Below are 24,714 nucleotides of genomic sequence, written 5' to 3'. Positions count from 1 at the left end.
GCAAGCGAGGGCCAGTTTCTCAAGCCCCCATGCAATTGTGTTTTGGATGCGCAATTAGCGACCCAAAGCTTCCAGCACACGCTGACGGTATTCGGGTGCCTTGCCACCGGCTTCTTCTGCCAGTTCGGCCCATATCCCCGTTACCGCCCCAACGAATGCGTCCCGATCCGCCTCGGGGAAATCCTCGCCCCAAACGATACCCTGCTCGACTAACGTGTCACGGGCGGCCAGCTCTCGCTCAAGGTCGTCTTCGTATTGGTTGGTCCGTTCCCACAGCCCATCAGCCGCGGTGGCAACTGCAGTCTTGAACGGGTCATCCGCTGCGTCCCATTTGTCGTTCGATACGCCGATCACGTAGGGGCCAGACGCCATGGGATACAAGAAAGACGCATATTTCGACACTTCCTGCAGCGAAACGGTATGCGCGTAAAGCGCTGGGTAAAGTGCGCAATCCACGACGCCGGTTTTCATTGCCACATACATTTCTTCCTGCGGAATAATCTGTGCAGCAACGCCAAGCCGGGTGAAGGCCTCTACCTGATCGCGTGCCCAAACGCGTAGCTTTTTCGTCTTTAGCTGATCCATCGTGTTCACCGGCTCGTCCCGACAGAAAACCGAGACAGACAACATCGGGATAGCCGCGAAACCCACCGAAGTAATGCCCCAGTCCGCATAGGCCTCGGAATAAATCTGCTGGACGATGGGCAGCGCCTGCTTGAATTCGTCAACCGACGCAATCGTTCCCTGCACTACGACCGAGCTCAGCTCTGGCGCGTCGCGGCCAAGGTAGTTGGCCCACATCAAGCTCATCTCAACCGCACCCTTGGGCACAAAGCGCAGCACATCGGTATTGGGAAGCCCCAATGATCCGCCGCTGTAAATCTTGAGCGTGGTACCGGTACCTGCGGCGTTCACCTCGTCAACAAATTGCGAAAGCTCCGCCGATTCAGGCCGCGTCTCTGGCAAGAAGTTATTGAATCGCCACTCTTCGGCTTGTGCGGTGGTGGCCGTCAGGCCAATTACCAGTGCGAGTAAATGATGTTTCATCAGACAACTCCCCTTTTGTCATAGTTATCGGTGAAGCTTCGCATGCGAAGCAATTTAGGCCAAGCAGCATCCGCGTGCGACGCAATTGCAGTGCTTAGTGAACCCGCATTCAATCCTGCCCCTTTGATCAATCGAAGCCGTGCACTTACAGCGAACATCCGAAACCCCGGGCAACATCAAAGTAATGGTAGCCCACCCAGGGTGACTGGAACGGATCGAACCAGACTGCTATTTGTCAGCCGATCATAAGGTTACCTGAAAACATGATGTCTTCGAACTCGGAAACGCCATAAAGATCGATCTGGTCGCGCCCGCCTTCGAGGTTGATCCTAACCTTGTGGTGGAATTCGCGAACACTTGCGATTTGCGCGCCTCCCAAATCGATGACGTCTTCCGAAACGTCAAAATCAAGAACAAGTGTCTTATCGCGCGACCGATCCTCGGCAAGCTCCGCCGAGAAGATGAAGAGATCAGCCCCGTCGCCGCCCCAGTAGATGTCGCGTTTGCCGTCTCCTGCCCGGATGATGTCATCTCCGGCGCCGGCGAAGACTAGGTCATTCCCGCGACCGGCGTCGATATCGTCATTGCCTTGGCCTGCAAAGATCTTGTCGTTGCCGCGCCCGCCGGTAATCAGGTCATCCCCGCCCCCCGCATATACAAAATCCCGGCCGCCCATTGCATCGATCTGGTCTTGTCCTTCGGTGCCAATGAGGAAGTCGCGGCAGTTGGTTCCAGCGATCAAGTTGTAGACAGGTTCAAACTCGAAACTCACGATGACCGGATCATGATCGGAATTGCGCGCCGGGCTGTCGCCGTCAAACAATGTCGGATCACGACCGAAATCTAGGTTGTAGTCCAGCGCATCCGCTTCGTCCGCGTTGATGTGCCATTCCGTCACCCCGGTGACACTTGCCGCTAGCGCGTCGTTGGCCAGCACGTAATCCAGAGTGCCAATCTGGCCATCAAACACGAAGGAATAGGCGTCACTACCCAATTCCGCCGCCGCAAGATCTGTAAAGCCTGCATCCGAAAGAACACTCAGCGGATCTTCTTTAGCGTAAGAATTCAGGTCGCCCAGTATCAGCACATTCTCCGATCCCTGCCCGGTCGGGTCGCTGGCCAGCCAGTCCGCTAGGATATCGGCCGCCTCGGCCCGTGTTGCGTTGTTGTTGCCCTGACCGTCACCCTGATCCTCATCCGCAGCGATGCCGGAAAGCGACCCTTTGGATTTCAGGTGGTTGACCGAGATCGTGAGTGTCTGTCCGGTGTCCAGATCCTCGAATGTCTGGGCAACTGCAGGCCGATTCAGCCCGCGACCGGCTCCAAGCGGGTCGATGAAGTCCCGCCCTTCAAAGCTCTCGAGAATGGCCATTTCACCTTTCAGACCAACTTCGTCGACCTTGTAGATCAGACCGTTTGCGATGGCATCGCCGCCGACAAATTCCTGCCCGGGGTCGACAAATCCAAAGACCTCGGCCCCAAGCTCGGCATTCACCCGGTCAACGATATCCTTGATGGCAAACGTGCTGCCGGCAAAGTCATTCTCAAGCTCGACCAGACCAAGCACGTCGGCGTCAATCTCGACAATGGCGTTGACCAGCTTGTCGGCTTGCCGGGCGAACTCCTCGGCCGTATCGGCACCGCGCGGGTCCGAGCCGTTATCCGTGGTGGCCCCCGGCAAATCGATCGTGGTGAAGTAATTGAGCACATTCAGGCTGGCGACTTTGAAATTGCCGCCGAGATCCTCGGGTGTCTCGGGTCGCGGATTGACTTGCTTGTAATTCCCGTCAGCGGCATTGATGCGAAATTCGTCGAAGGAATACCCCAAGACACCCGTGATCGAAGAAATGTTGTCGCCCATTCGGAAGCTGTCATCGGCGGACAGCATGCCATCATTTCCATCAATGATCCGCAACGAATCAGGGTTCTGAACCGTCGAGCCGTCGTCCAGAACCAAAGTGCGTGCAGCAATATCTTGCATATGCTGTTCGAAACCCGTCGCATCAGGATCATTTTCCTGAGTGAATTGAACCGGTCGACCATCGGCTGTGACGTTGTATTGCCCGAAACGATCCAGATTGAACAACTCGGACACCGTCATGTCCTGGGCCACGTTCACCAACATTCCTTCATAGGCTTCAAGGTTGGCGACATAATTGCCGTCATCATCCAGCATGACACCGGCAGTGGGGAACACCACCTCGACCGAGGATGGCACCAGCTGATCGGTCTCGAAGACAGCGATTGCGGTGGCGGTGATTTGGGTCTGACCGAAGTTTTCACCGACAACGCCGGTGACCTCGACCAGATCCCCGACATTGACATCGACCAGAGGATTGAAACCATCAAAGATAAAAATCCCTTCGGATGTCAGCGGGTTGGCATCTTGATCGCTGTCTTCTTCCTGCAGGTAGAAGCCATTTAGATCACCTTGGCTGCCCAGCAACCCATCCTGAAAATCTGCGGTGACGATCGCGCTGACCGTCACGGTTTGACCTTCCAGCAGGCTTCGGTCATCCACTCCGATCTGCGCCATGTGTCCGGTGCCGCCGCTGCCCTGAATTTCGCTTATCCGCGTGATCTCGACGGGGGGCTCGATGACATTGCTGCTGCCGGGTGTGGGTGCCTGGGCGACAAAATCGCCGGTCTGATCCGGCTGTCGGGCAAGGGCGTCGCCGATCGAGTTCCCATTCTCACTTTCGTTGGCTTGAGTGGTTTGACCGAGGGCTACCAAAAGACCGGCATCATCCGCATCATTGGTGCCATAAACCACTGCATCCAACAGATTGTCTGTCGTGGGCGCTGCAGGTGCCGGCCCGTCATAGAGGGCAACCGCGTCGGCGCCGTTCTGCAATCCGTTGGTGGTGAAGGCCACCAGATCGACAGTGGGGACATTGGCGGAACCGATGACAAAGAAACCGTCCGCATCGGTCGAAAACCCATCAAGCGAGATTGTGTCGTAGACGGTATCGCCATTGCCGTTGAACAGAACCACCGACAACCCATCAAGCGTCGCGTTTCCGACGCCGCCATCATAGATCTCGATAAACTCCGCGCTATCTGTCATGTCCTGATCGGCGTCGATTTCATTGATCACAAAATTCGGCGTCATCACTGGACTGTCGAAGGATGCCAACGGAAAGGGAACGGCCGCCCCGGTGTTCGTGCCCTCGCCGTCAAGGGCGTTGGGGCCGGAAAAAGTCCACTCGGTTAGGTCAAATGTCGGGCTGGCGGTTGCACCGGGATTGCGGGCGGCCCATCCGTCGAGATACTCCCATGGCTGCCCGCTCCCATCAACGTTGATGTCGCCGAACAGATCGATGACGGTCCCGTTTTGAAATAGTTCGATGGCGTCATCGCCATTTATTGATAGGGCGCTGGTTGTATAGTCGGGCGCAAAGCCCATGAAATTGGTGAACCCCGGCGCTTCATTCGACACATAGATATAGGTTCCGGCCGTTGCAGCGACTGCGGGAAAGGTGAACTCTTCGCCATCCGATCCACCGCCATTGTTCGCCGACCCGATGCCGTAAACAGAAAGGTCTGCGATGTCGGCGGTTACAAAGAGCTCGACCGCTTTCGGCACTCCTCCAGTAAGGGGGCCGTCGATTACACCGGTAACAATCAATGACATAGTATTCTCCCAGTAAGGATGGCCTCTTGGTGAAAGCGGACCGTAAAGATCCTTAGGGCCAATATGTGAACGGAGCATAACAAGCAGACGACTTAACAAGCTGGCTGGAAACCTTGGGCTGTGCGATCAAAATGGATCGCAAATGGTTTGTTGATCCAGCCAATGTTTTACAGTGCCCCATGACCTTGAACAGACAATCCTAAGTTGCGTGCAATGACAACAACTATTCGCGGTGTTCGCACCAGCACTCTCTCGAGCCATGGGCTCCCTTGCACGCCTTTGGTGACCAACACTGTGATCACTGACTTCGCCCCAATAACAAGCAGCTGGTGAATGCCCTTCTGTCTGGGAGTGTTATTCGGATCGGACGGGTGAACTATTCCCAACGTTTTCTTGAATGTGAGCGACGGAAAATGGCCCACAAACTCAACCAGGAGCGCCGCGGCAAATTCGATAATGCACGGTACCGGGTCACAAATGCGTCCGAGTAGATTGAGAACCTTAGGCGGCGCGGAGATCTGGCGATCTGGATTGCGGACGACACAGCAGACAACTGGACACTACTGTGTCGCAATACCCGTGGCGGTCAGACACACTATTCGGACTTGGCGATGGATATTTGTCCGGTGCTGCAGGTCGTGTTTCGACTTCCGCTCTGCCAAATGCAGGGCTTTGTGCGATCGGTCGTTAGCCTAATGAAATTTGACATCGCGGTTTCGGATTTCTCCACCCTCTCGAGATGAGGAAAGACGCTGAATATCAGTGCGGAGCGGAGAGTTTTGAGAGGTCCGATTACCCTCATTGTGGACAGTACCGGCTTGAGAATGCATGGTAGAAACGAATGGAACGCCGAGATGCACTGCCTAAGGAAACACCTAAAACATGGCGCAAACTGCAGCTTGCCTTTGATCCAGACCGCGGTGATGTGATCTCTCCTTAAAACGGAGTTTGCGACACAACCAAATGAACTAGGATTCCCTTGCGGGGAATCGGAATCTGAGGAGAAGAGCGTGCGATACATAGTAAAAGGTGTCTTAGTTTGTTGCGCAGTTGCATTGGTCGTCGTCATTGCCACCTGGCTCCTACTTTCTTCTTCCGCGTTTTCTTCACTAAGGACTACCTTCGTTGAAGGTCTGATTTCCAAGAAACTGGGCCAAAACGTTCTCATTGAAGATGAAGTTCGAATAGGCGTAGGGAGGCAATTGCAGGTTTCGGCGAAGGGAATTGTGCTTCACGGTTCTTCGGTTTTTGATGCTAATCTGGCAACACTCGACAGGCTTGGATTCGAGGTCTCGGCGCAGGATCTTTGGAATGGTCAGCTGTCGCTGAGCAATCTTTCTTTGGATGGTGTGCATCTGAACCTTCTTACAAATGACGAAGGAACAACCAGTTGGCAGTCCGTTGCCGCAACCGGCGCCGACGCGGAGAAACCTGCGAAAACTGCTGCAAACCCGATCTCCGATATTCTGACGGATCGCAAGATTGAATTGACCGATGTCACAGTTCTTTACCAGAACGATCTAAATGGCCTGGAGTTCGATTTGCAGCTCCCTGATTTGGTATTGGAACGTAGGAGTGAAACCGAAGCTGCATCAGCAGTTGGATCAGGCTCGTTGAACGGTGAGGCGTTTGAACTGACGGGAGTATTTCCGGTTGAAGACCCGTTTCAGGTGATGATGGAATTCGAACAGATTTCCATTGCGGCCACTCAAGTTCCCCAGCAATCTGGCCTGCAGTTAGAAACCACAGTTGAAGTCGCCGAACTTGGTCAGCTGCTGGATGTCCTGAAGCTGAACCGAGTATTGGACGGATCGGGTAAAGTGGGTGCCACGTTCAAGGCGGCCAATGGAGTTTCCCGGATTGATGACCTTAATGTACTGGCCAAACTGGACGGAGGGCAAAGCCTAGAGTTGACGGGGCAAATCGGTGAGCTTGGAAATCCGGCCGACGTTTCGCTGACAACCCGCATTCGTTTGTACCCAGAAGACGCTGAGCCAGCCCCTGCCTCATCGCGGTACGACCTCAAGCTTGTCGCAGTTGATATGGTCATGGACAGTGTGCCCGGTCAGGTTCCTCAGCGGCAAATGGTCGTTAAGACCAATGGCTTCACATTGGATACCTCTGGTGAAGGCCCGCCACCGGTAAAGTTTTCTGAGTTGTCCAGAACACCAGATGGCACGCTTCGTGTAGGAAACGTTAACTTGCGGATCGGAAACCCTTCAGATCCGTTCGTAATCTTGAACGGTTCAGTCGATAACGCGTTGCAGTTGCAAGGGATATCGGCCGAGGGGTTACTGGACATTCCGGCAAGCAGTTTGATCTCACCGGAGCTTTTGGGGCCGGATGACCAGCTGGGCAAATTCTCAGGCAACTTTCATCTAAGCGGCGACATCAATCAACTTTCGCTGACAAATTTGGACGGCAAGACGAGCGAAACGGACGTCTGGAATCTGGAAGTGCACGGTACTATCAAAAACGTACTGAAATTCGAGAACCTGGATTTGGAAATTGATGTAGACGTCCCGTCTGGAGCTGACCTTCTACAAGCCTTGTCGCTGGAGCCGGTAGATACAGGGCAGGCTCACCTTGGGATCAATCTCGTCAGCGAGGGTACAGATTGGAACGCTGATGCCAATGTCACAATTGCTGACTCTGTCCTGCAAATCAGGGCCGATCTTGATGATGCGACTACTGACCCTGTGCTGCATGGGGCAATCGAAAGTGACCTGATCAGAATAGATCAAATTCGTAGCATCGTATTGGGGGCTGCACAGCTGAGAAAGCTGGGCACCTCGGAAACTGGCGATGAAAAGGCAGAGGAACCAGTTGCCTCTGAGGAAGCGGAATCTTCGGGACCGCTGCGAAATGTGACACTGAAGCCTATCGGGCGTTCTATTCTATTGTCAGGAATGAACATGGATGTGGATATTGATTTGCGGCACATCGAAGGAGCCCAAGGTATCAGCAGCTTGCAGAGCGAACTGACATTGGACGAAAACGAACTAAGAGCTGGACCGTTAAGGTTTGAATACGGAGGTGCCAACTTCGACGTGAGCGGTCAAATGGATCTCTCGGATGAAGTGCATTTGTTGACGCTGACTGGTAGAGCCGAAGGATGGCAACTGGATGACATTCTTCACAATTTGAATTTCAAAAAGGGCGCGAGCGGAACGATCTATGCTGACTTTAATGTCACTGGGGGGACCGAGTCAGCCAAACAGTTTGCTAGGTCCATGAGCGGTAACGCCACGGTTACAATGCGTAATGGCTCGATTGAAACTCAACTTCTGGATCTTGCTGGCCTTGGGGTATTGCCTTGGGTGTTTTCCAAGGACAAGCAAAAAGTGGCGCCGATCGTTTGTTTGCGTGCCCCGCTGAGCATATCCAATGGAAGCATTTCGACGAAACAAACCACGCTGGAAACTGATCAGGTGCAGGTTGTCGTATTTGGTGGTGTTAGTCTGAACAACAAAGCCTTGGACCTAAATCTGCAACCTCGCAAGATAGGCGAACCGCTCTCGCGGAGCCCTTGGCCGGTCACTGTAAAAGGCCCGCTGGCCAAGCCGAAAATAAAAGTCAAGGATGGTCCTAAGCGGCTTAAACGTTCCGACGGTGCAAATAAAATGCCCGCGAAGAGAAAGCTCTGCATACCCGACATTTTACAATTGCAGTAACGCTTGGAACAGTCGAGCTTCGGCAATTTTCAAGACTGAAAGTCGTCGGCAAAATTTCCGTCGAACGACGTCCGCATTGGGCTGTGATTGGGTGAGTTTTTTTGGGTGGCCTCTCCTGTCGTCGCGTTCATTTCTGTGGACGCCGCAGAATACCATTCAGCGGAACGGGCGAGTGAGGATATCGGGCGTTTGGGGCGTGCCTCGATTAACCGCCAGAGTTTTCACACAGCCTCGGCTCAAACCAGTCGTCCGACGCGCTTCGCACCAAGGCCGGTTTTCGGAATTTGGATCAGTTCATGACGTAAAGGTCAAAGTCATCTGAAGTGGAACGCTGCACATTCTTGACTCGAACCGGCGGATTTTCTGAATGCGATCAACGAGCAGCATCACGCAATACTGGCGCAAACGTCAAGCATTTCTGCCCCAAACCGGGCCTTCATCACGCGCCAGCCAAGGTCGGCAGTGCGGACTATTCTGACGTTCACAGCGGTTGCTCGAATGACCGGATTTGTCGGAATGGAAAGTCGGACTCCAGCACTCCATAAGGGCACCACTCGGGCCGACGCAGAGTAGACCGCAAACCCAGAGTGCTTGACTCTCACTTCGTCAACTAGTTAGTTCGGTAGATAGACGAACTAATACAAAGGCGACCGCGTGACCGATACTTCGGCAATCTCTAGACGCATGACCACCAGCACAATTGTGCAGGCTATCATCACCTATGGTCCGGTCTCGCGCGCAAGCGTTGCCAAGATGACCGGGTTTTCCAAACAAACTGTATCCGAGGTTGTCTCTACCCTTGAGACGGATGGCTGGGTTCAGACGGTCGGGCGTACCGAAGGCAATATCGGGCGACGTGCGGTCGTATACGAAATCGTCCCCGATGCCGCATATGTAGCTGGTGTTGATCTCGGTGGCACGAAGGTGCGGGTTGCTCTGTGCAATTTGTCTGGTGCGGTTGTCTCAGAAATCACCGAACCGACAAATCCAGCTGGTGGCACAGATGTCGTGGGACAAATTTCAAAGCTGGTTGTCGAAGCCGCAGCCAGAAATGACCTCCCTACTGAAAAGATACGTGTCGCGGTGATCGGCGTCCCCGGCGTTCTTGAGCCGGACACAGGTCATATCAGGATGTCACCAAATATTGCGGACGTGGACAAGCTTAACTTCCCCGCCCTTCTTGAGGAACAATTGGGGATCGAGGTCATTGTCGAGAATGATGTCAATCTCGCGGCATTGGGTGAACATTGGATGACCCAGCGTGCCGGATATGACGACCTTGCCTTCGTGTCAGTTGGCACCGGGATTGGCGCGGGGCTTGTCATTGGCGGCGAATTGGTGCGCGGGGCCACGGGTGGCGCGGGGGAAATCGGATTTTTGCCTTTCGGTGCTGACCCCAACGAGCCTGAAAGTCTTGCTGTTGGCGCATTGGAACGCGCGACAGCGACTTCGGCCATCATTGATCTCTACAGGCGAGAAACTGGTCGTTCTGTAACAGTGCCGGAGATTTTCGACGCATCCTCAGTTGGCGATACCGTTGCAAGTGAAGTTTTGAGATGCGTTGCAAACCAGATTGCACGCGCAATTGTGGCGATTTGTTCTGTGGTCGATCCGTCCTGTGTCGTACTCGGTGGCTCCATCGGAGCACGTCATGAATTGCTCGACCTGGTCCGGCAAGAAATAGCGAAGTGTTTTCCGAGACCTATCCAAGTTGAGCCCTCCGCTCTGGGTGTCCACGCGGCGTTGGCCGGGGCGACTTCCGTTGCCTTGTCGCGCTTGCATGTTGCGGTGTTTGCCAAAGGCTTGCCCGGAACCAAAATTGACGTTCCTGCACCAGAACTGAAAACCTTCCAACAAGGTGTGGCGTGACAATGCCAGGGCTTGAGAAGATATTGGCAGAGGCGCAAAATCCTCAAGCTGACCTTGCGTTACTGCAAAAGGCGATTGGCATTGACAGCGTGACCGGCAATGAGGCTGCTTTTGCCGGATTTCTGCAACGCCAACTTGACGCATTGAATATGAAAACCTGGATGGGCGATTTTCTCCCTGGTCGTCCAAACACCTGGGGGATGCGAAAGGGCACTGGCGACGGCCCTCACATGATGTTCGTTGGCCATACCGACACAGTTCATGTGCGTGGCTGGGCCGAACACTGGGCTGAAAAGCATCAAGAAAGCCCATTCGCAGCGCCTCTGATCAACGATGAGATTTGGGGACGCGGGGCCTGCGATCTCAAAGGCGGGATTTGCGCGTCCATCGCTGCTCTGCGGCTTCTGGATAAGGCGGGCGTAAGGCTGTCTGGCGATGTCAGTTTCGCTTTTATCGGGGACGAGGAAAGCGGCGAACCCGGAACCGGTGTCAGTGCAGGCGCAAAGGATCTGGTTGAACGGATCAAGACCGGTCAGATCGAAGAACCTGACTTTGCGGTCTATGTCGAACCAACAAAACTGGACGTCTACACTGCGCAGATCGGATTTTTTATTGCTGACATTACGGTAACTGGTCGGTCAGCCTATTTCGGCACGCCCGAAGACGGCGTAGATGCGATAAAGGCCGCGCATGCCATCCTGACCGTACTTTGGGAACATGAGGCCGAACTGACCGGTGGCCCCACACATGATCTCGTCGGTTCTTCCGGGCTTCTGGTCACTGAAATCACCGGCGGTGGTTACATAGCGGTTCCCGGAACCTGTAAAATCTCGTTGATTCGCAAATTGCGCCCTGAAGAGCATCTGAATGATGCCGTATCACAATTCGAAGCCGCCCTCGCGCAAGCATCACTACACGAAAGTATCTCGGTCAGCGTCCATTATCCGGCCGGGCGCGATCACCCATGTGGCGGCTCGCCGGTCGAAATCGAACCGGACCATCCAGCGGCTTTATTGCTCTCTGAATGCATTAAGAACACCCATGCGACAGGCGGCGCACTAGGCGGCGCGCCCTATTGGTCGGAAACGCCGTTTCTGGTGAACACGCTGAACTGTCCATCAATCTACTGCGCCCCCGGCGACATCAGCGTAGCGCACACATTCGAAGAACGAATCAGCGTTGATGATTATCTGGCGGCAGTGCGTGCCTTTGCCCTGTTTCTAGCCCGCTATTGCGGCATTCAAAACGAACCAAAGTCCATGGGAGGATCACGATGAAAACTTTACTTTCAAAGCTTATTGTCGGCGCGACGCTGGCATTGAATGCGGCACCGCTGTCCGCACAGACAATTGGCCCAGGCGGCGAAGCTGCGACGCCGACATCTGAAATTGCCGTGCCCGAGAGCAGCATGGAGGTCTTGAAGGCCGGTGGTCATACAGCGGCATTGCTCTGGCATGATCAATCGGATTTTGTAAATGCGGTCTCCGCAGGTGCCACCGATGAATTCGCCCGTTTCGGGATCGAAGTTGTCGCCACCACCAGCGCCGGTTTTGACGCAGCCAAGCAACGCAGCGACATTGAGACGGCCCTAGTCAAGAACCCAAGCATCATTTTGTCACTGCCGCTTGACCCGGTGACATCTGCTGCTGCGTTCGAAGCGGCAAGAGACAGTGGTGTAAAACTTGTGTTCCTGTCCAATCTGCCAGCGGACTATCAACACCCCAATGATTATGCGGCCATCGTCACGGATGATCTTTACCAGATGGGCAAACAGGCGGCGGATGCGCTGGCTGCATCTATGGGTAACAAAGGAACGGTTGGCTGGATTTTCCATGACGCCGCATACTATGTGACCAATCAACGGGATAACGCGTTCAAGACAACAATCGAAAACGACTATCCAGACATTTCAATTGTGGCCGAGCAAGGGATCAGCGATCCTGCGCGTGCCGAAGAAATTGCCAATGCGATGTTGCTACGCAATCCTGATCTTGGCGGCATTTACGTGACTTGGGCAGGCCCTGCTGAAGGTGTGCTTGCAGCGTTGCGGGCTAACGGAAACACAAAGACCAAGATCGTGACGCTGGACCTGTCAGAGCCGATAGCGCTGGATATGGTCAAAGGTGGAAATGTGGCCGCAATTGTTGCAGATGAAGCCTATGAGCTGGGCCGGGCAATGGCGGCGGCGGGCATTCTTGATCTGCTCGACCTGGACGTTCCACCATTTGTTGTGGCCCCCGCCGTGACCGTGACGGCTGAAGATGTCGCGGAAGGCTGGATGCAGTCGCTCAACATCGAAGCGCCTGCAAGCTTACGCTGAGCCATTTGGCAAAACCAAATGGTCCAGCGGGAAGCTGCGTTACCGCTGGACCACCCGGTCTCTACCACAAGACAGTACGCAGCGCATTGCCGCTCGTGCGGCATATACAAGACAGGAGGAAACAGAAATGAATATCTCTAGAATTCTCTGGCCTGCGGTAGCCTGTATGTGCCTTGGAACCGCTACGCTCGCAGAACAACCACTTACTGTTGGTCCAAATGGCGAGGCTCCGACACCTGTTGCCGAACTAAAACTGACCGAGGCGGAAATTACGGAAGTTTCGCAAGGCGGTTACACGGCAGCTCTCGTTTGGCACGAGCTTTATGCTTGGTCCAGCGCTGTTGCGCAGGGTGCAAGGGACGAATTCGCCCGACTTGGCATTGAAGTGGTTGCGGAAACGGATGCTGGCTTCGACACAGCTCGCCAAAAATCCGATGTTGAGACAGTGATGGCGCGCAATCCGTCGATCATTGTCTCACTGCCGATTGATCCGCCAACCGCTGCAGGTGTTTATGGCATCGCGCGCGACGCTGGTGTCAAGCTTGTCTTCATTGACAACGCTGTTGATGGGTTCACGCATGGTGAGGATTATGTATCAGTTGTTTCTGCTGATCTTTTTCAGATCGGAAACAAGGCAGCGGTAGCACTTGCAGAAGCAATGGGTGGTTCAGGCAAGGTTGGCTATATGTATCATGATGCTGATTTTCCCGTAACAAACCAGCGTGACAACGCATTCAAATGGACCATCGAGAACACCTACCCGGATATCGAGATCGTCACAGAAGCCGGTATGGCAGATCCAGCCAATGCAGAAGACATTGCGCGCGGTATGCTGTCTCGCAATCCTGACCTTGATGGGATTTATACACCCTGGGCTGAACCGGCGCTTGGTGTCATCTCGGTGCTACGCCAACAAGACAATGATCGTACCAAGGTTGTCACAATCGATCTGAATGAACCTGCCGCTCTGGACATGCAAAACGGTGGCAACATCGCAGGCATTATCGCGGATGAGACTTACAACATCGGTGTGTATGCAGCGCGGGCGGCTGCCGCGAGCCTTCTGGGCAGGGAGGTTGATCCGTTTCTGGTGGTCGATGCCCTATCTATCGACGCCGGCTCCATCAACGAAGGATGGAAACGGTCCTATAACGCCGACGCACCAGACTCTCTTCAATAAACAACCAATCGTGGCAGCTGGAAACAGCTGCCACTTCTCCACTTCCAAGGTCTGACTATGAACGTTGTACTTAAGCGGCTTGCCGGCCACGATCTGCAACAATGGATCGTCTATATCGGCTTTCTGGCCATTTTCCTTTTCTTTGCGCTGACATTGCATGATGACGGGTTCCTGACACAGCGCAATCTGACCAACATCATCTTGCAGACAGCACCTGCGACGATCATGGCCGTCGGTTTGGTCTTTGCCCTTTCAGCCGGTGAGATTGATCTGAGCTTTGGATCAATTGTCGCTGTCGCCGCGCTGTCGGCGGCAGTGACGATGCAGCATTATTCCATGCCGGTTGGCGTGATTGCCGGACTTGGAGCGGGCATCCTGATCGGGGCCTTCAACGGGGTGCTGGTTGCCTATCTCAAGCTGCCATCTTTTTTGGTCACTCTCGCTACAATGGGGCTGTTCGCCGGGATCGCACGATCGATGACCGATCTGCGGTCCATCCCCGTCGTCAATGATACCTTCACTGGAATATTCGGGTCGGGAAAGCTGTTTTCTGTACCGTCCCTTGTGATCTGGACCGCTATTGGTGTCGGGATAGGGCATCTGGTTTATCGCCACACCAGATTCGGTGCACATGTGGTTGCCATTGGTGACAATGCACGCGCTGCTCAAGTTTCCGGTATCAAGGTGCCACGTGTCCGCTTCTACGTTCTGACCATCTGCGGGGCCTGCGCCGGTCTTGCCGGACTGCTTTATGCCGGACGGCTGCAAGCGGCCAAATACACGCTGGGCGAAAGTGACCTGATGACCGTCATTGCCGCTGTGATCGTCGGCGGTACTGCCCTCAATGGCGGTAAAGGGTCGGTTATGGGGGCGCTTGTCGGCTCGCTTTTGATGGGCATGCTGAATAACGGGCTGATCCTGATGAACCTGAAAGTATCAGACCAAATGATAGTGCGCGGCCTGATTATTCTGCTCGCCGTTGCCATATCGCTGCGCGACACCAAACGCTGACAAAGGACCAAACCACATGTTTCTTGAAGTATTGATGCGTCGCAATCCTCGCTTCATCGAGGCTGCAATGGCGCTACACCAGTCGGGCGCGCTGCCACCGAATTCCTATGTGCTGGACCTTGATGCGGTAGAGCGCAATGCGCGCCACTTCTCTGAACAGGCCGCATCATTGGGATTGAAAACCTTTGCCATGACCAAACAGGTGGGACGGCATTCAGGGTTCTGTCAGGCCGTCATGCGCGGCGGGATCGACCGGTCCGTAGCTGTTGATATGGATTGTGCCATATCCTGCCATCGCGCGGGTCTGAAAACCGGGCATCTGGGACATCTCGTGCAGGTGCCGCAGGGGAGCGCAGCATTTGCAGCGGCCCAGCTTCAGCCCGACTACTGGACAGTGTTCAGCGACCAAAAGGCCCGCGAGGCCGCAGATGCGGCAGCAAAAATTAGCCGCGTTCAGAATATTCTGGCCCGCATTCAGACGACGGGCGATACATTCTATCGAGGTCATGAAGGTGGCTTTGCTGCCGATAGTGTGGCGAATGTCGCCGATCAGATCGATGCATTGGACGGAGCAGCCTTCGCCGGGATCACGACATTCCCTGCGCTTTTATTCGATCTGGACAGCCGCAAGGTAAAGCCAACACAGAACCTCAGCACCTTGTCGCGCGCGGCCGATGTCTTGGCCGCAGCCGGGCGCGCTGGGATCGAGATCAACGCACCGGGAACAAATTCATCCGTAATCCTGCAAGCGTTGGCCGATGCCGGTGCAACCCAATGTGAGCCAGGCAATGCGTTACATGGTACCACGCCGCTGCATGCCGTCGAAGACCTGCCAGAAGATCCGGCGGTCCTGTATCTGAGCGAGGTATCGCATCATCACGGCGGCAACGCGTTCTGTTTTGGCGGCGGATTGTATATCGATCCGGTTTTTCCAAAATATGACGTCAAGGCACTGGTGAGTGCTGAACCCACAAGTGCGGCCTCCGCCATGGCCAGCGTGGAAATCCCTGATTACTCTGCGATTGATTATTACGGCATGGTCGATGCCACAGGACCGGTGAAACCGAAAACCGGTGACACGGTGATCTTCGGATTTCGCGGGCAGGCCTTTGTCACACGCGCCAATATCGTGGGCGTGTCTGGCATCAGCATTGGTGATCCCCACGTGACGACAATCGAAAACATATTCGGGCAGCAAACAGGCTGGCCAGAAAGAGCTTTGACATGACCACATCCGGGCAGGTTCTCAGCCTTCAGAATATCCATAAGGCCTTTGGCGGCGTGGTCGCAATTCAGGATTTCTCGCTTGACCTGCGCGCCGGAGAGATCGTCGCGCTTGTGGGTGATAACGGTGCTGGAAAATCAACGCTGATCAAGATCGTCTCTGGTGTCTATACGCCGACATCCGGCACAATTCAGCTTGATGGGGAAACTGCAGCCTTTGCAGATGCAAGCTCGGCACGCAGCAAGGGTATTGAAGTGGTTTATCAGGATTTGGCACTAGCCGATCAGCAACCGGTCTTCATGAACATGTTTTTGGGGCGCGAGTTGACCAAAAAGCCTTTTGGTATCTTAGACAAATCCAGAATGCGGCAGGAAACCCAGACATTGGTGGACGAACTGGATGTGCGCATCCCGTCGGCCAGTTCCACGATCTGCGATCTGAGCGGCGGGCAGCGCCAGGGGGTGGCTATCGCGCGCGCAACGCATTGGGCCAGCAAACTGATCCTCTTAGATGAGCCGACAGCTGCCCTGGGTGTCGCTGAAACCGCGCGCGTTGAAGAATTGATTGCCAGTCTCAAGGCCAAAAACCTCGCGATCCTGATCATCAGTCACAGTCTCGATCAGGTGTTCCGTCTGTCGGATCGTATCTGCGTGCTGCGCCGGGGCAAACAGATCGGCATTCGCGAAACGGCCAATACCGACAAGAACGAGATTGTCTCGATGATTACCGGAGTAGCGTGACATAACGACAACCCAGATGCACCGCGAGATTGAAGAAATCCCCACCGTTCTTGAATGCCAGATCAAAGATGAGCCCTGCGCATCCTACTCATTGTTGAAAATGGGGACCGGCTTCAAGTCGGTGATGTTGACGGAAAGAACGCCCCTCAATTGGACCGCAACCTGATGGCGAACCTATGGAGTGGGAAAAAATGAACAAGTCAGGATTGAAAGACCATCAGTCAGGCAATGCATCCGCAACTGCCTAACCAACGAGGCGCAAGATCGCTTTCCCGGTCTTGGCTGCGCCGCAAAAATGGGCATAGTCTCTGGCGGCAACCAGTTTCAACAACGTCACCTTCCCGCATACTCCCGCACGAGCCTCACATGCGCCACAGCGCCATCCCTTTGCAAACCGTTTCAACCGGCCTTGTTGTCGCCGTTGTGGGGTTTTTCAGCTCGTTTCCCATCGTATTGCAGGGTCTGAACGGCATGGGCGCGTCGAAAGCCGAGGCTGCCTCGGGTCTGATGGCCGCCGCCATCGCGATGGGACTGGCGGGTGTAGTCTTGAGCTTGCGCACGAAGATTCCCGTAAGTGTGGCATGGTCCACGCCGGGCGTGGCGCTGTTGGCGGTCTCGACGGTTCCGGCGGCGGGCTTCGCCGAAGCAGTGGGCGCGTTTCTCTTCGCGGGTCTGCTGACCACCATCGCCGGGTTCTGGCGGCCATTGAGCCGGTTGATCGCGGCCATTCCCGCGCCGCTGGCGCAGGCGATGCTGTCGGCGGTGCTGCTGTCGATCTGCCTGCAGCCCTTCAGTGCCTTGGGTCACGCCCCCTGGATTGCCCTGCCAGTGATCCTCACCTGGTTCGTCGCAGGCCAGATCAACCGCCTGATCGCGGTGCCTTGCGCCGTGGTAGTTGCGGCGTTGGTTGTAGTGTTTCAGCCGGGCTTCGACTTCACGCTGAACGGTTCTTCGGTCATTCCCACACCAGTCTTCGCTGTCCCGGTCTTCTCGATCCAGTCGCTGATCGGTATCGGCCTTCCGCTGTTCATTGTCACCATGGCAACACAGAACATCCCCGGCCTCGCCATCATCCGTAGCTTTGGATATCAACCCGCGCCCGCGCCGCTGATCTCGTCGGTGGGCGGGGCCAGCCTGATCTCGGCCCCGTTTGGCGCTCCCGCGACCTGCCTTGCCGCCATCACGGCCGCCATGTGCGCCAATGACGACTCGCATCCCGACACCGGGAAACGCTATCTCTCGGCGGTGTTCGGAGGGTTGTTTTATTGCCTCTTCGGGCTGTTCGCCGGGATCATCACCGCGTTTGCGGGCCTCGCACCGCCGCTGCTGCTGGGCACGCTGGCGGGTGTCGCCCTGCTGCCGGTTTTTTCCACTTCGGCGCTCGCTGCGTTCAAGGACACGTCTTATCGGCAAGCGGCTGCGATCACCTTTCTGGTCACCGCCTCGGGTGTCACCATCATCGGGCTGAGCGCCGCCGTCTGGGGATTGGTACTGGGTGGGATCGTGCAGTGGGTCAACACCCGAATGGCACGGGAAACCTAATCAGACCGCAGCCGGAAATCAGCGAAATCGCCCTTGCCCCGATCCGAGGTAAAGCGGATCTTGCCGTTGCGAACGCGCACTTCCTGACAATTATAGCCCAAGTCGCTGCCGCCCCAGTACAGGTCGCGGCAGAAATAGCCATTCTGCCAGTTCCAATTGCCCTCAACCGCCCAGCGCAGACCAGTGCCGCTTATTTTTCCATCGGGCGAGACCTGCAGTTTTATCAGCGGCCGTGTCAGGATCTTGCCGGACACGATCGCCTTGAACTGGGCCTCGTTCCGGACTTGGGCGAAATCGGCGTAGGCGGGCACCGCAATGGCGCAAAACAACATTGAGAAAAGAGATCGCAGCAACATGACAACACCGGGGGATGTGGCAGAGATACTCCTTTTACGCAGGGACCGCGCCGGTGGATCACTCTTTGCCCCGGATGCTGATGGTCTGATAAAATGCCTCTACCAGATGACGCTGCTTGCTGCTGATGGGCCGGTCCTCGGGCCAGGTCAGCCAATAGCCCTCACTGGTGATCATGTCCGGCAGGTCAAGACGGCGCAGCGCTCCGGTCTGCAGCAACTCGCGCGCCAGCGGAACCGAACCCAGCACAACGCCCATACCCAACCGCGCAGCCTCCAGCGCATGTTCCATCGAATCGACGCTGAGCCAGCCGCCGCCCGTCATGGTCTCGCCGGTCTCTGCCGACCAGTCCGACCAGCCCGGTCGTGGCCCGCGCAGCTCGATCAGTGGCGCGCCCCATGACAGGCCCGGCGCGGCCATCGGGGTCAGAACCTCGGTCGCAACCAGACGCGCGGCGCGGGCGGGCCAGGCGCCGCTGCCGAAACGCAGTTGCAGCCAGGTCTTTTCCTCGTCGAATCCCGACCAGCGGTCCAGCGAGTCGATCACCAGCCGCAATTTCGGATGGGCTGCGTGAAACGCCGCCAGACGCGACACCACCAGCGCTCCCAGATGGGAGTTGAGCCCAGCGACACGCAGCTCGGTCGGGCTTTTGCCGAACAGGTTCTCTGTATTGCGCTCCAGCGCGCGCAGGCTGTCCTGCACCAGAGGCAGATAGCTTTCGCCCTCCACCGTCAGTGACACGCCGCGTGCCTCGCGGATAAACAACGACCGGCCAAGCCACGCCTCGAGATTGCCGATCCGCTGGCTGACCGCCGCCTGGGTCAACCCGAACTCGCGCGCGGCGGCGGAAAACCCGCCCAATCGCCCGGCGGCCTCGAAGACCCGCAGCCAGTCCAGCGGCGGCAATCCCAATTTGCGTTTGCTCATTAGATTTTCCAGGCCTCAGATCGAATAAGGATTAATTGTCTTAATGCCATGCCACCTGTATCCCCTCAAGTACTCCCGCATTGCCATTATGAGAGCCCCACATGCTGCGCACCGCCACTCACTCCGGCCCCGTTGTCACCGTCACCGATCATGACGGGGCCACCACCCGCTTTCACTCCATCTGGCTGCGCGATAACGCGCTTGACCCCGAAACCCGCGCGCCGGGCAACGGGCAGCGGCTGATCACCATCGGCGACATTCCCGCCGACACCAGTGTCAGCGATACGCGCATCGTGGGCGGAGACCTTGAGGTCACATTCCAGCCGGAAGGCAAAACCGTGATTTTTCCCGCTGGCTGGCTGGCCGATCACGCCTATGACCGCGATCGGCCTCGCGAGGCGGGCCGCACCGCACCCGGAATCACCACTTGGGGCAGCGCGCTGACGCCTCCCGGTGCCGACTGGAGCGCGGTCCATGCCGAGCCCCGCGCAAAACACGCCTGGCTGGCGGCGGTGGCCGAATACGGCTTTGCGCGGCTGACCGGCGGCCCGGTCGAGCCCGAGGCATTGCTGCGTGTCGCCGACCTGTTCGGCTATGTACGCGAGACCAATTATGGCCGTTATTTCGAGGTCCGAACCGAGGTCAACCCATCCAACCTAGCCTATACCGGGCTGGGGCTTCAGGCCCATACTGACAACCCCTATCGCGATCCGGTGCCGGGCTTGCAAATCCTCTACTGTCTGGAAAACTCCGCCGAGGGCGGCGATTCGATCGTGGTGGACGGGTTTCGCGCCGCGCAACGTCTACGCGCAGACAACCCCGAGGGTTTCGCTCTGCTCGCAGGCCACCCTGCCCGCTTCGAATATAGCGGCTCGGACGGCGTCTGTCTGCGGTCGCGCCGCCCGATGATCGAACTTGCGCCCGACGGCGAACTGGTCGCAGTCCGCTTCAACAACCGCTCGTCAGCGCCCTTCGTGGACATCCCCTTTGATCGGATGGAGGCCTATTACCAAGCCTACCGGCAATTCGCCGCCATCATCGACGATCCCGCCATGGGCGTGGCGTTCAAACTGGAACCGGGCGAAAGCTTTATCGTTGACAACACCCGCGTGTTGCACGCACGCACCGGCTATTCAGGCGCAGGATCGCGCTGGCTGCAAGGCTGCTACGCCGACCGCGACGGGTTGTTGTCAACGTTGGCCGCGCTCAAGATGGCCCAGCCGGAGGCCGCAGAATGACCGGCAAACCTGACCTGACCCGCGACACCATCGTGGCCTTTCTGGCCGACATCTTCGACCGGCGCGGCGGCGAGGAATATCTGGGTGAACCCGTCACCATGGCCGAACACATGCTGCAAGGCGCAACCATCGCCGAACAGAACGGCCTGCCTGAGGACATCATTGTTGCCACCCTGCTGCACGATATCGGCCATTTCACGTCCGAGTTCGGCACCTTCAGCATGGGCGACACTGAAGACCGCTATCACGAGGATGCGGGTGCCGAGGTCCTGGCCCCGTTCTTTCCCAGCGTGGTCACCGATTGCGTGCTCTACCACGTAGCGGCCAAGCGCTATCTCTGCGCCACCAAACCGGAATATTTCGAGCGGCTGTCCGAGGCCTCGATCCACTCACTGAACCTACAGGGCGGGCCGATGAGTGCCGAGGAAGTGGCCGAATTCGAACAGAACCCCAACCTCGAAAAGATCATCCAGGTGCGCTATCTGGACGAGGCGGGCAAGCGCGACGATATGGAAACCCCCGATTTCCACCACTTCGCCCCGATGGTGCAACGTATCGTCGATCAGCATATGAGGGTCACATGAACGCTCCGGAATATATCTTCGAGGCCAGCACCAAACCCTCGCTGCCCTGGCACGAGGTGCCGCTGATCCGCGCCACGGATGACAGTGTCAAGGGATATGGCTGCCTGGTCGACGACCACGACGGATTCGAAATCGAGATCACCCGCTGGCCGCAACAGGGCTGGCGGCCCATCGACAAGGGTACCGGCGACGAAGGCGGCTGGGTCGAGGGCACGTTCAAGGGCGACTGGAAGGGCGATGTTCTTTATGGCGAGAACGAGGCCGTCAACGGGCACTACGTGCTGGGCTGGTCCACCGATCCGCAGCAGGCCAGCGGAGAGGCGCAGACCGCGCCCCGCGATCAGGTGCTGCTGTGGCACATGAACTACCACCCAGATGGCGGGCAGCTGTTCTATCCGCTCGACCGTAAACCCTTCATCATTCCTGCCGCCTTGCCCGGCGACAACCTGACCCCCGACAAGGTCGTGGCCTTCTGGTGCGACGGGACGCGCGGGCTCTATATCCATCCCGGCATCTGGCACGAGGGGATATTTCCGGTCGAAGACAGCCAGCGCTTTCTCGACCGGCAGGGCCGCGTCCATGCCCGTGTCAGCGCCGACATCGGGAAGGAATTCGGCGTCTACCTCGCCTGCCCCCTGCGCGAAGACAGGATCAAAACGCTCTGACCCTTGGCGGCATGAAGAAACTTCAAGACAGTCTTCATGCCGGGTTGAGACAGACACGAAAATCGGTCCTATATTGTCCGTGACCACAGGCCTGCGCGAAGGGGAAAGCGGATCATGACATTGGACCGACGCGACGTGATCAAATTGGGATCCGCCCTGACCGTGGGCACGATGCTGCCTTCGGTTGCGCTTGCCGCGACCCAAAATGCCGCCTTTGAGGCACAATATGACACGGTGCTGGAACGGCTGCGCGCCGCCTATGGCAGCCTGGGTTACAAAGAAGCCCCCGCCCTGCCTATCGCAACCGGTGATGCAACATACAATGGCGGGCTACGACACGATTTCGATCAGTCGATGCTGCCCCAAGGGGCTTTCGTCGTGCAACCGCTCGCGCGGGTCGCAGATGTCGGCGAGCGCGCGCGCTCCGATGTTTTGCCGCTCTTTCACGAGGTGGGTTGCCACCCGCCCGCAGATATGGACCGTGCCGCCGTGACCCGGTTGATGCTGCGCCTTCTCACGCAGGAGTTCGAGCTCGACCCCGCGCGGCTAGCCCTTGTCAGCGTCCCGCAATCCGAAGAGATGCGCCCGGTTCTGGATGAGATCGGGTTGCCCTTCTCGGAAAAGGTGATCCTGCGCAACGCCGAAGAAGCCTTCGAAGCGCGCGATGGATCGGGCTATTTCTTTCCCGATCCGACAGGCGAGGATTTCTTTGTCACCATGGGAATCTATTACCGGCTGGTCGTGGCGGGCGACCCCGCCCCAGCCGTCTATCCCCCGCCAGCCAACTGGACCGAGATCGGCGAAATCGTCATCGCGGGCGACAGCGCCCCGCCGGGCCTGTCGATCGGTGCGGAACGGCTGACTCTGGCGGTGACCGGACAATACCCCAGTTGGGACGAACGGCTGGGCGCTCTCTTTGCAAAGGTCGAGGCGGCATCAGCGGGCCAGACCCCACCCGACGGCCTCCGAGCCTTTGAATGATGGCGGAATAAATCGGCGCAACGTTCTGGCCGCCACTGCCGGGTTCGGCGCAGCGTATCTGCTTGGAGGGTCTGCCATGGCGGCATCCGATGCCACCTTTACCGTGCCGCCGGAAGAGGCTCCGCATGAGGCGACCATCATGCAATGGCCCGTCAGCACCCGGGTTCATCCCGACCGGGTGTTTCTGGAGATGCTGCAATCCACCATCGCCGACATCGCCAATACGATCGCGCAATTCGAACCGGTGATCCTGCTGGCCGCTGCCCCGGATCAGACCCGAGCGCGGCAACAGCTGTCGAACAGGGTCACGCTCTGGGACATTCCGACCGAGGACCTCTGGTGCCGCGATTCCGGACCGCTGTTCGCCACAAGGTCCTCGGGGCAACGCCTGGTCAGCCATATCCAGTTCAATGGCTGGGGCAATCGTCAAATTCACAAACGTGACGGCCGGATCGCCGCCGAGATCGCCCGACGCCTCGATTTTGACCTGATCCCCAGCGGGCTCACCGGCGAGGCGGGCGGGGTCGAGCAGGACGGGCATGGCCTGTTGATGGCGCATGAAAGCTCGTGGGTGAACGACAACCGCAACCCCGGCCTCAGCCGCGACCAGATCGAGGACCGCCTGCTACGGGCCTATGGTGCCGAGCGGATGATCTGGTCTGTAGGTGTGCGGGACGAGGATATCACCGATTACCATATCGACAGCCTCGCTCGGTTCACTGGCCCCGGTCGCGTACTGATCAACCTGCCAGATGATCCCGATCTGCAGGACCCTTTCCACATAGCCGCACTGGACACCCATGACCGGCTAGCCGCCGAGGGGCTAGAGATTGAGGTGATCCCAGAGCCTGAAACCCGCCGAGTCAGCAGCCTCGATTTCGTGGCCTCTTATGCCAATTATTATGTCTGCAACGGTGCGGTGATCGCCGCCCAGTTTGGCGACCGGAAGGTTGACAGGATCGCTCGGGACGCTTTGCAGAGGCACTATCCCGACCGTGACGTCATCACCCTGAACATCGATGCGCTGGGCGAGGTCGGCGGCGGCATCCATTGCGCCACGCAGCAATTGCCAGCTACCTGAATGCAGCGGCGGCTCACGCTGATGATGCGACCCAGTCCTCATTTAGACCTGCCGCCTCTGCGATGGCCTTCGCCCAATCGACATGCCGAAACCTGTGATCCACGCCCTGCACCAGGTACAAGGCGAAGTCGGGACGAGCCGCGTAGGGGGTAGGTAGCTCGGGCAGATTGCACGGGCCCTCTGTGCCAAGCACCAGGATCGACGGCAGGCTCAGCTTTGACAGCCTCTCCGGCAGGGGTGTCTTGAGCAGGCCGGGGGTCAACCAAACGCCCCGGACATCCGGCACGGCCTGCACCTGCGCCGCAAGGGCACCTGCCATCGGCAGGGTTCCAAGCGATTTGCCGATCAGCCAGACCCACCGCTCCTCTTCCAATGTCAGGGCTTGGTCAAAAATATCCTGCCCGTCCGAGAAGATCTCGGCAAATTGCGCTTCGTCCTCGGCATCTAGAAACCAGTGATCGGCGGCATAGCGGAACCGGAGCCGCAGCACATCGCAGCCGCGCCTCTCGAACACCTCCACAAAGCACCGTAAAAGCAGCCGGTCGCATGTATATCTGAGTCCCAGACAGATCAGCGCCAGCTCGCGCCCTTCTCCTTTGCTCAGGTCGGCATTGACCGAACTTGCGTCCCCATAGGACAGCG

General features: G+C 57.2%; 20 protein-coding genes. 15 read left to right on the top strand and 5 right to left on the bottom strand.

Annotated features, from left to right (window positions below; translation table 11 throughout):
* Positions 1 to 54: 54 nt before the first annotated feature.
* A complete protein-coding gene (gene dctP, locus AB1E33_RS21430) occupies positions 55 to 1,047 on the bottom strand; it encodes a TRAP transporter substrate-binding protein DctP (protein ID WP_372579285.1) in 993 nt (330 codons plus the stop codon).
* A 235-nt stretch (positions 1,048 to 1,282) separates the two neighbouring features.
* The gene (locus tag AB1E33_RS21425; protein WP_372579284.1) at positions 1,283 to 4,681 is read right to left on the bottom strand and encodes an ExeM/NucH family extracellular endonuclease; all 3,399 of its coding nucleotides are present in this window, start codon (positions 4,679 to 4,681) and stop codon (positions 1,283 to 1,285) included.
* A 491-nt stretch (positions 4,682 to 5,172) separates the two neighbouring features.
* Between AB1E33_RS21425 and AB1E33_RS21420 the strand changes: the two genes are divergently transcribed.
* The 10 genes from AB1E33_RS21420 to AB1E33_RS21375 all read left to right on the top strand — a co-directional run bounded on the left by AB1E33_RS21420 (position 5,173) and on the right by AB1E33_RS21375 (position 18,242).
* Positions 5,173 to 5,424, top strand: a complete 252-nt coding sequence (locus AB1E33_RS21420) for a transposase (RefSeq protein ID WP_372579426.1) — start codon at positions 5,173 to 5,175, stop codon at positions 5,422 to 5,424.
* Between the two features lie 267 nt (positions 5,425 to 5,691).
* Positions 5,692 to 8,355, top strand: a complete 2,664-nt coding sequence (locus AB1E33_RS21415) for an AsmA family protein (protein WP_372579283.1) — start codon at positions 5,692 to 5,694, stop codon at positions 8,353 to 8,355.
* A 684-nt stretch (positions 8,356 to 9,039) separates the two neighbouring features.
* Complete coding sequence (locus tag AB1E33_RS21410; protein ID WP_372579282.1) at positions 9,040 to 10,224, top strand: ROK family transcriptional regulator; 1,185 nt, start codon at positions 9,040 to 9,042, stop codon at positions 10,222 to 10,224.
* Between the two features lie 161 nt (positions 10,225 to 10,385).
* Entirely contained in the window at positions 10,386 to 11,501 is a 1,116-nt protein-coding gene (locus tag AB1E33_RS21405; RefSeq protein WP_372579281.1) for a M20 family metallopeptidase, read from the top strand.
* A complete protein-coding gene (locus AB1E33_RS21400) occupies positions 11,498 to 12,544 on the top strand; it encodes a substrate-binding domain-containing protein (protein ID WP_372579280.1) in 1,047 nt (348 codons plus the stop codon). Before AB1E33_RS21405 ends, AB1E33_RS21400 begins: the two co-directional genes overlap by 4 nt.
* A 127-nt stretch (positions 12,545 to 12,671) precedes the next feature.
* Positions 12,672 to 13,724 (top strand): substrate-binding domain-containing protein, encoded by a 1,053-nt coding sequence (locus AB1E33_RS21395; protein ID WP_372579279.1) that lies wholly within the window; start codon positions 12,672 to 12,674, stop codon positions 13,722 to 13,724.
* A 57-nt stretch (positions 13,725 to 13,781) separates the two neighbouring features.
* On the top strand, positions 13,782 to 14,735 hold the full coding sequence (locus AB1E33_RS21390; RefSeq protein ID WP_372579278.1) for an ABC transporter permease: 954 nt from the start codon (positions 13,782 to 13,784) through the stop codon (positions 14,733 to 14,735).
* A 16-nt stretch (positions 14,736 to 14,751) separates the two neighbouring features.
* Positions 14,752 to 15,963 carry an alanine racemase gene (locus AB1E33_RS21385; RefSeq protein ID WP_372579277.1) on the top strand — a complete coding sequence of 404 codons (1,212 nt, stop codon included), beginning with the start codon at positions 14,752 to 14,754 and terminating at the stop codon, positions 15,961 to 15,963.
* On the top strand, positions 15,960 to 16,700 hold the full coding sequence (locus AB1E33_RS21380) for an ATP-binding cassette domain-containing protein (RefSeq protein ID WP_372579276.1): 741 nt from the start codon (positions 15,960 to 15,962) through the stop codon (positions 16,698 to 16,700). The genes AB1E33_RS21385 and AB1E33_RS21380 overlap by 4 nt, the downstream gene beginning before the upstream one ends.
* Before the next feature lie 228 nt (positions 16,701 to 16,928).
* Positions 16,929 to 18,242 (top strand): benzoate/H(+) symporter BenE family transporter, encoded by a 1,314-nt coding sequence (locus AB1E33_RS21375; protein ID WP_372579275.1) that lies wholly within the window; start codon positions 16,929 to 16,931, stop codon positions 18,240 to 18,242.
* Here the strand turns inward: AB1E33_RS21375 and AB1E33_RS21370 are convergent.
* Entirely contained in the window at positions 18,239 to 18,598 is a 360-nt protein-coding gene (locus AB1E33_RS21370) for a dihydrodipicolinate reductase (protein WP_372579274.1), read from the bottom strand. The genes AB1E33_RS21375 and AB1E33_RS21370 overlap by 4 nt on opposite strands.
* Positions 18,599 to 18,656: 58 nt before the next feature.
* Positions 18,657 to 19,523, bottom strand: a complete 867-nt coding sequence (locus AB1E33_RS21365; protein ID WP_372579273.1) for a LysR family transcriptional regulator — start codon at positions 19,521 to 19,523, stop codon at positions 18,657 to 18,659.
* A 101-nt stretch (positions 19,524 to 19,624) separates the two neighbouring features.
* Here AB1E33_RS21365 and tmpA point away from each other — a divergent pair, with 101 nt between their 5' ends.
* From tmpA to AB1E33_RS21340, 5 genes are all read left to right on the top strand, one after another.
* On the top strand, positions 19,625 to 20,761 hold the full coding sequence (gene tmpA / locus AB1E33_RS21360) for a 2-trimethylaminoethylphosphonate dioxygenase (RefSeq protein ID WP_372579272.1): 1,137 nt from the start codon (positions 19,625 to 19,627) through the stop codon (positions 20,759 to 20,761).
* Entirely contained in the window at positions 20,758 to 21,345 is a 588-nt protein-coding gene (gene tmpB / locus AB1E33_RS21355) for a (R)-1-hydroxy-2-trimethylaminoethylphosphonate oxygenase (RefSeq protein WP_372579271.1), read from the top strand. The genes tmpA and tmpB overlap by 4 nt, the downstream gene beginning before the upstream one ends.
* Positions 21,342 to 22,010: an ureidoglycolate lyase gene (locus AB1E33_RS21350; protein ID WP_372579270.1), complete on the top strand. Its 669-nt coding sequence runs from the start codon at positions 21,342 to 21,344 to the stop codon at positions 22,008 to 22,010. Before tmpB ends, AB1E33_RS21350 begins: the two co-directional genes overlap by 4 nt.
* 114 nt (positions 22,011 to 22,124) lie before the next feature.
* Complete coding sequence (locus AB1E33_RS21345) at positions 22,125 to 22,991, top strand: hypothetical protein (protein WP_372579269.1); 867 nt, start codon at positions 22,125 to 22,127, stop codon at positions 22,989 to 22,991.
* Positions 22,992 to 22,998: 7 nt separating this feature from the next.
* The gene (locus AB1E33_RS21340; protein WP_372579425.1) at positions 22,999 to 24,072 is read left to right on the top strand and encodes an agmatine deiminase family protein; all 1,074 of its coding nucleotides are present in this window, start codon (positions 22,999 to 23,001) and stop codon (positions 24,070 to 24,072) included.
* Positions 24,073 to 24,085: 13 nt separating this feature from the next.
* Here AB1E33_RS21340 and AB1E33_RS21335 read toward each other — a convergent pair whose 3' ends face one another.
* Entirely contained in the window at positions 24,086 to 24,586 is a 501-nt protein-coding gene (locus AB1E33_RS21335) for a hypothetical protein (RefSeq protein ID WP_372579268.1), read from the bottom strand.
* Positions 24,587 to 24,714 lie beyond the last annotated feature (128 nt).

The organism is Ruegeria hyattellae (genome assembly GCF_041537925.1).
Taxonomy (GTDB): domain Bacteria; phylum Pseudomonadota; class Alphaproteobacteria; order Rhodobacterales; family Rhodobacteraceae; genus Ruegeria_C.
Note: the sequence above shows the minus strand (reverse complement) of the source record. Positions and strands in the feature narration are given on the sequence as shown.

What these genes read in the sequence shown, in the direction of transcription:
- dctP (WP_372579285.1), bottom strand. Translation starts at nt 1,047, where the DNA reads ATGAAACATCATTTACTCGCACTGGTAATTGGCCTGACGGCCACCACC.
- AB1E33_RS21425 (WP_372579284.1), bottom strand. Translation starts at nt 4,681, where the DNA reads ATGTCATTGATTGTTACCGGTGTAATCGACGGCCCCCTTACTGGAGGA.
- AB1E33_RS21410 (WP_372579282.1), top strand. Translation starts at nt 9,040, where the DNA reads ATGACCACCAGCACAATTGTGCAGGCTATCATCACCTATGGTCCGGTC.
- AB1E33_RS21405 (WP_372579281.1), top strand. Translation starts at nt 10,386, where the DNA reads ATGGGCGATTTTCTCCCTGGTCGTCCAAACACCTGGGGGATGCGAAAG.
- AB1E33_RS21400 (WP_372579280.1), top strand. Translation starts at nt 11,498, where the DNA reads ATGAAAACTTTACTTTCAAAGCTTATTGTCGGCGCGACGCTGGCATTG.
- AB1E33_RS21395 (WP_372579279.1), top strand. Translation starts at nt 12,672, where the DNA reads ATGAATATCTCTAGAATTCTCTGGCCTGCGGTAGCCTGTATGTGCCTT.
- AB1E33_RS21390 (WP_372579278.1), top strand. Translation starts at nt 13,782, where the DNA reads ATGAACGTTGTACTTAAGCGGCTTGCCGGCCACGATCTGCAACAATGG.
- AB1E33_RS21385 (WP_372579277.1), top strand. Translation starts at nt 14,752, where the DNA reads ATGTTTCTTGAAGTATTGATGCGTCGCAATCCTCGCTTCATCGAGGCT.
- AB1E33_RS21380 (WP_372579276.1), top strand. Translation starts at nt 15,960, where the DNA reads ATGACCACATCCGGGCAGGTTCTCAGCCTTCAGAATATCCATAAGGCC.
- AB1E33_RS21375 (WP_372579275.1), top strand. Translation starts at nt 16,929, where the DNA reads ATGCATCCGCAACTGCCTAACCAACGAGGCGCAAGATCGCTTTCCCGG.
- AB1E33_RS21370 (WP_372579274.1), bottom strand. Translation starts at nt 18,598, where the DNA reads ATGTTGCTGCGATCTCTTTTCTCAATGTTGTTTTGCGCCATTGCGGTG.
- AB1E33_RS21365 (WP_372579273.1), bottom strand. Translation starts at nt 19,523, where the DNA reads ATGAGCAAACGCAAATTGGGATTGCCGCCGCTGGACTGGCTGCGGGTC.
- tmpA (WP_372579272.1), top strand. Translation starts at nt 19,625, where the DNA reads ATGCTGCGCACCGCCACTCACTCCGGCCCCGTTGTCACCGTCACCGAT.
- tmpB (WP_372579271.1), top strand. Translation starts at nt 20,758, where the DNA reads ATGACCGGCAAACCTGACCTGACCCGCGACACCATCGTGGCCTTTCTG.
- AB1E33_RS21350 (WP_372579270.1), top strand. Translation starts at nt 21,342, where the DNA reads ATGAACGCTCCGGAATATATCTTCGAGGCCAGCACCAAACCCTCGCTG.
- AB1E33_RS21345 (WP_372579269.1), top strand. Translation starts at nt 22,125, where the DNA reads ATGACATTGGACCGACGCGACGTGATCAAATTGGGATCCGCCCTGACC.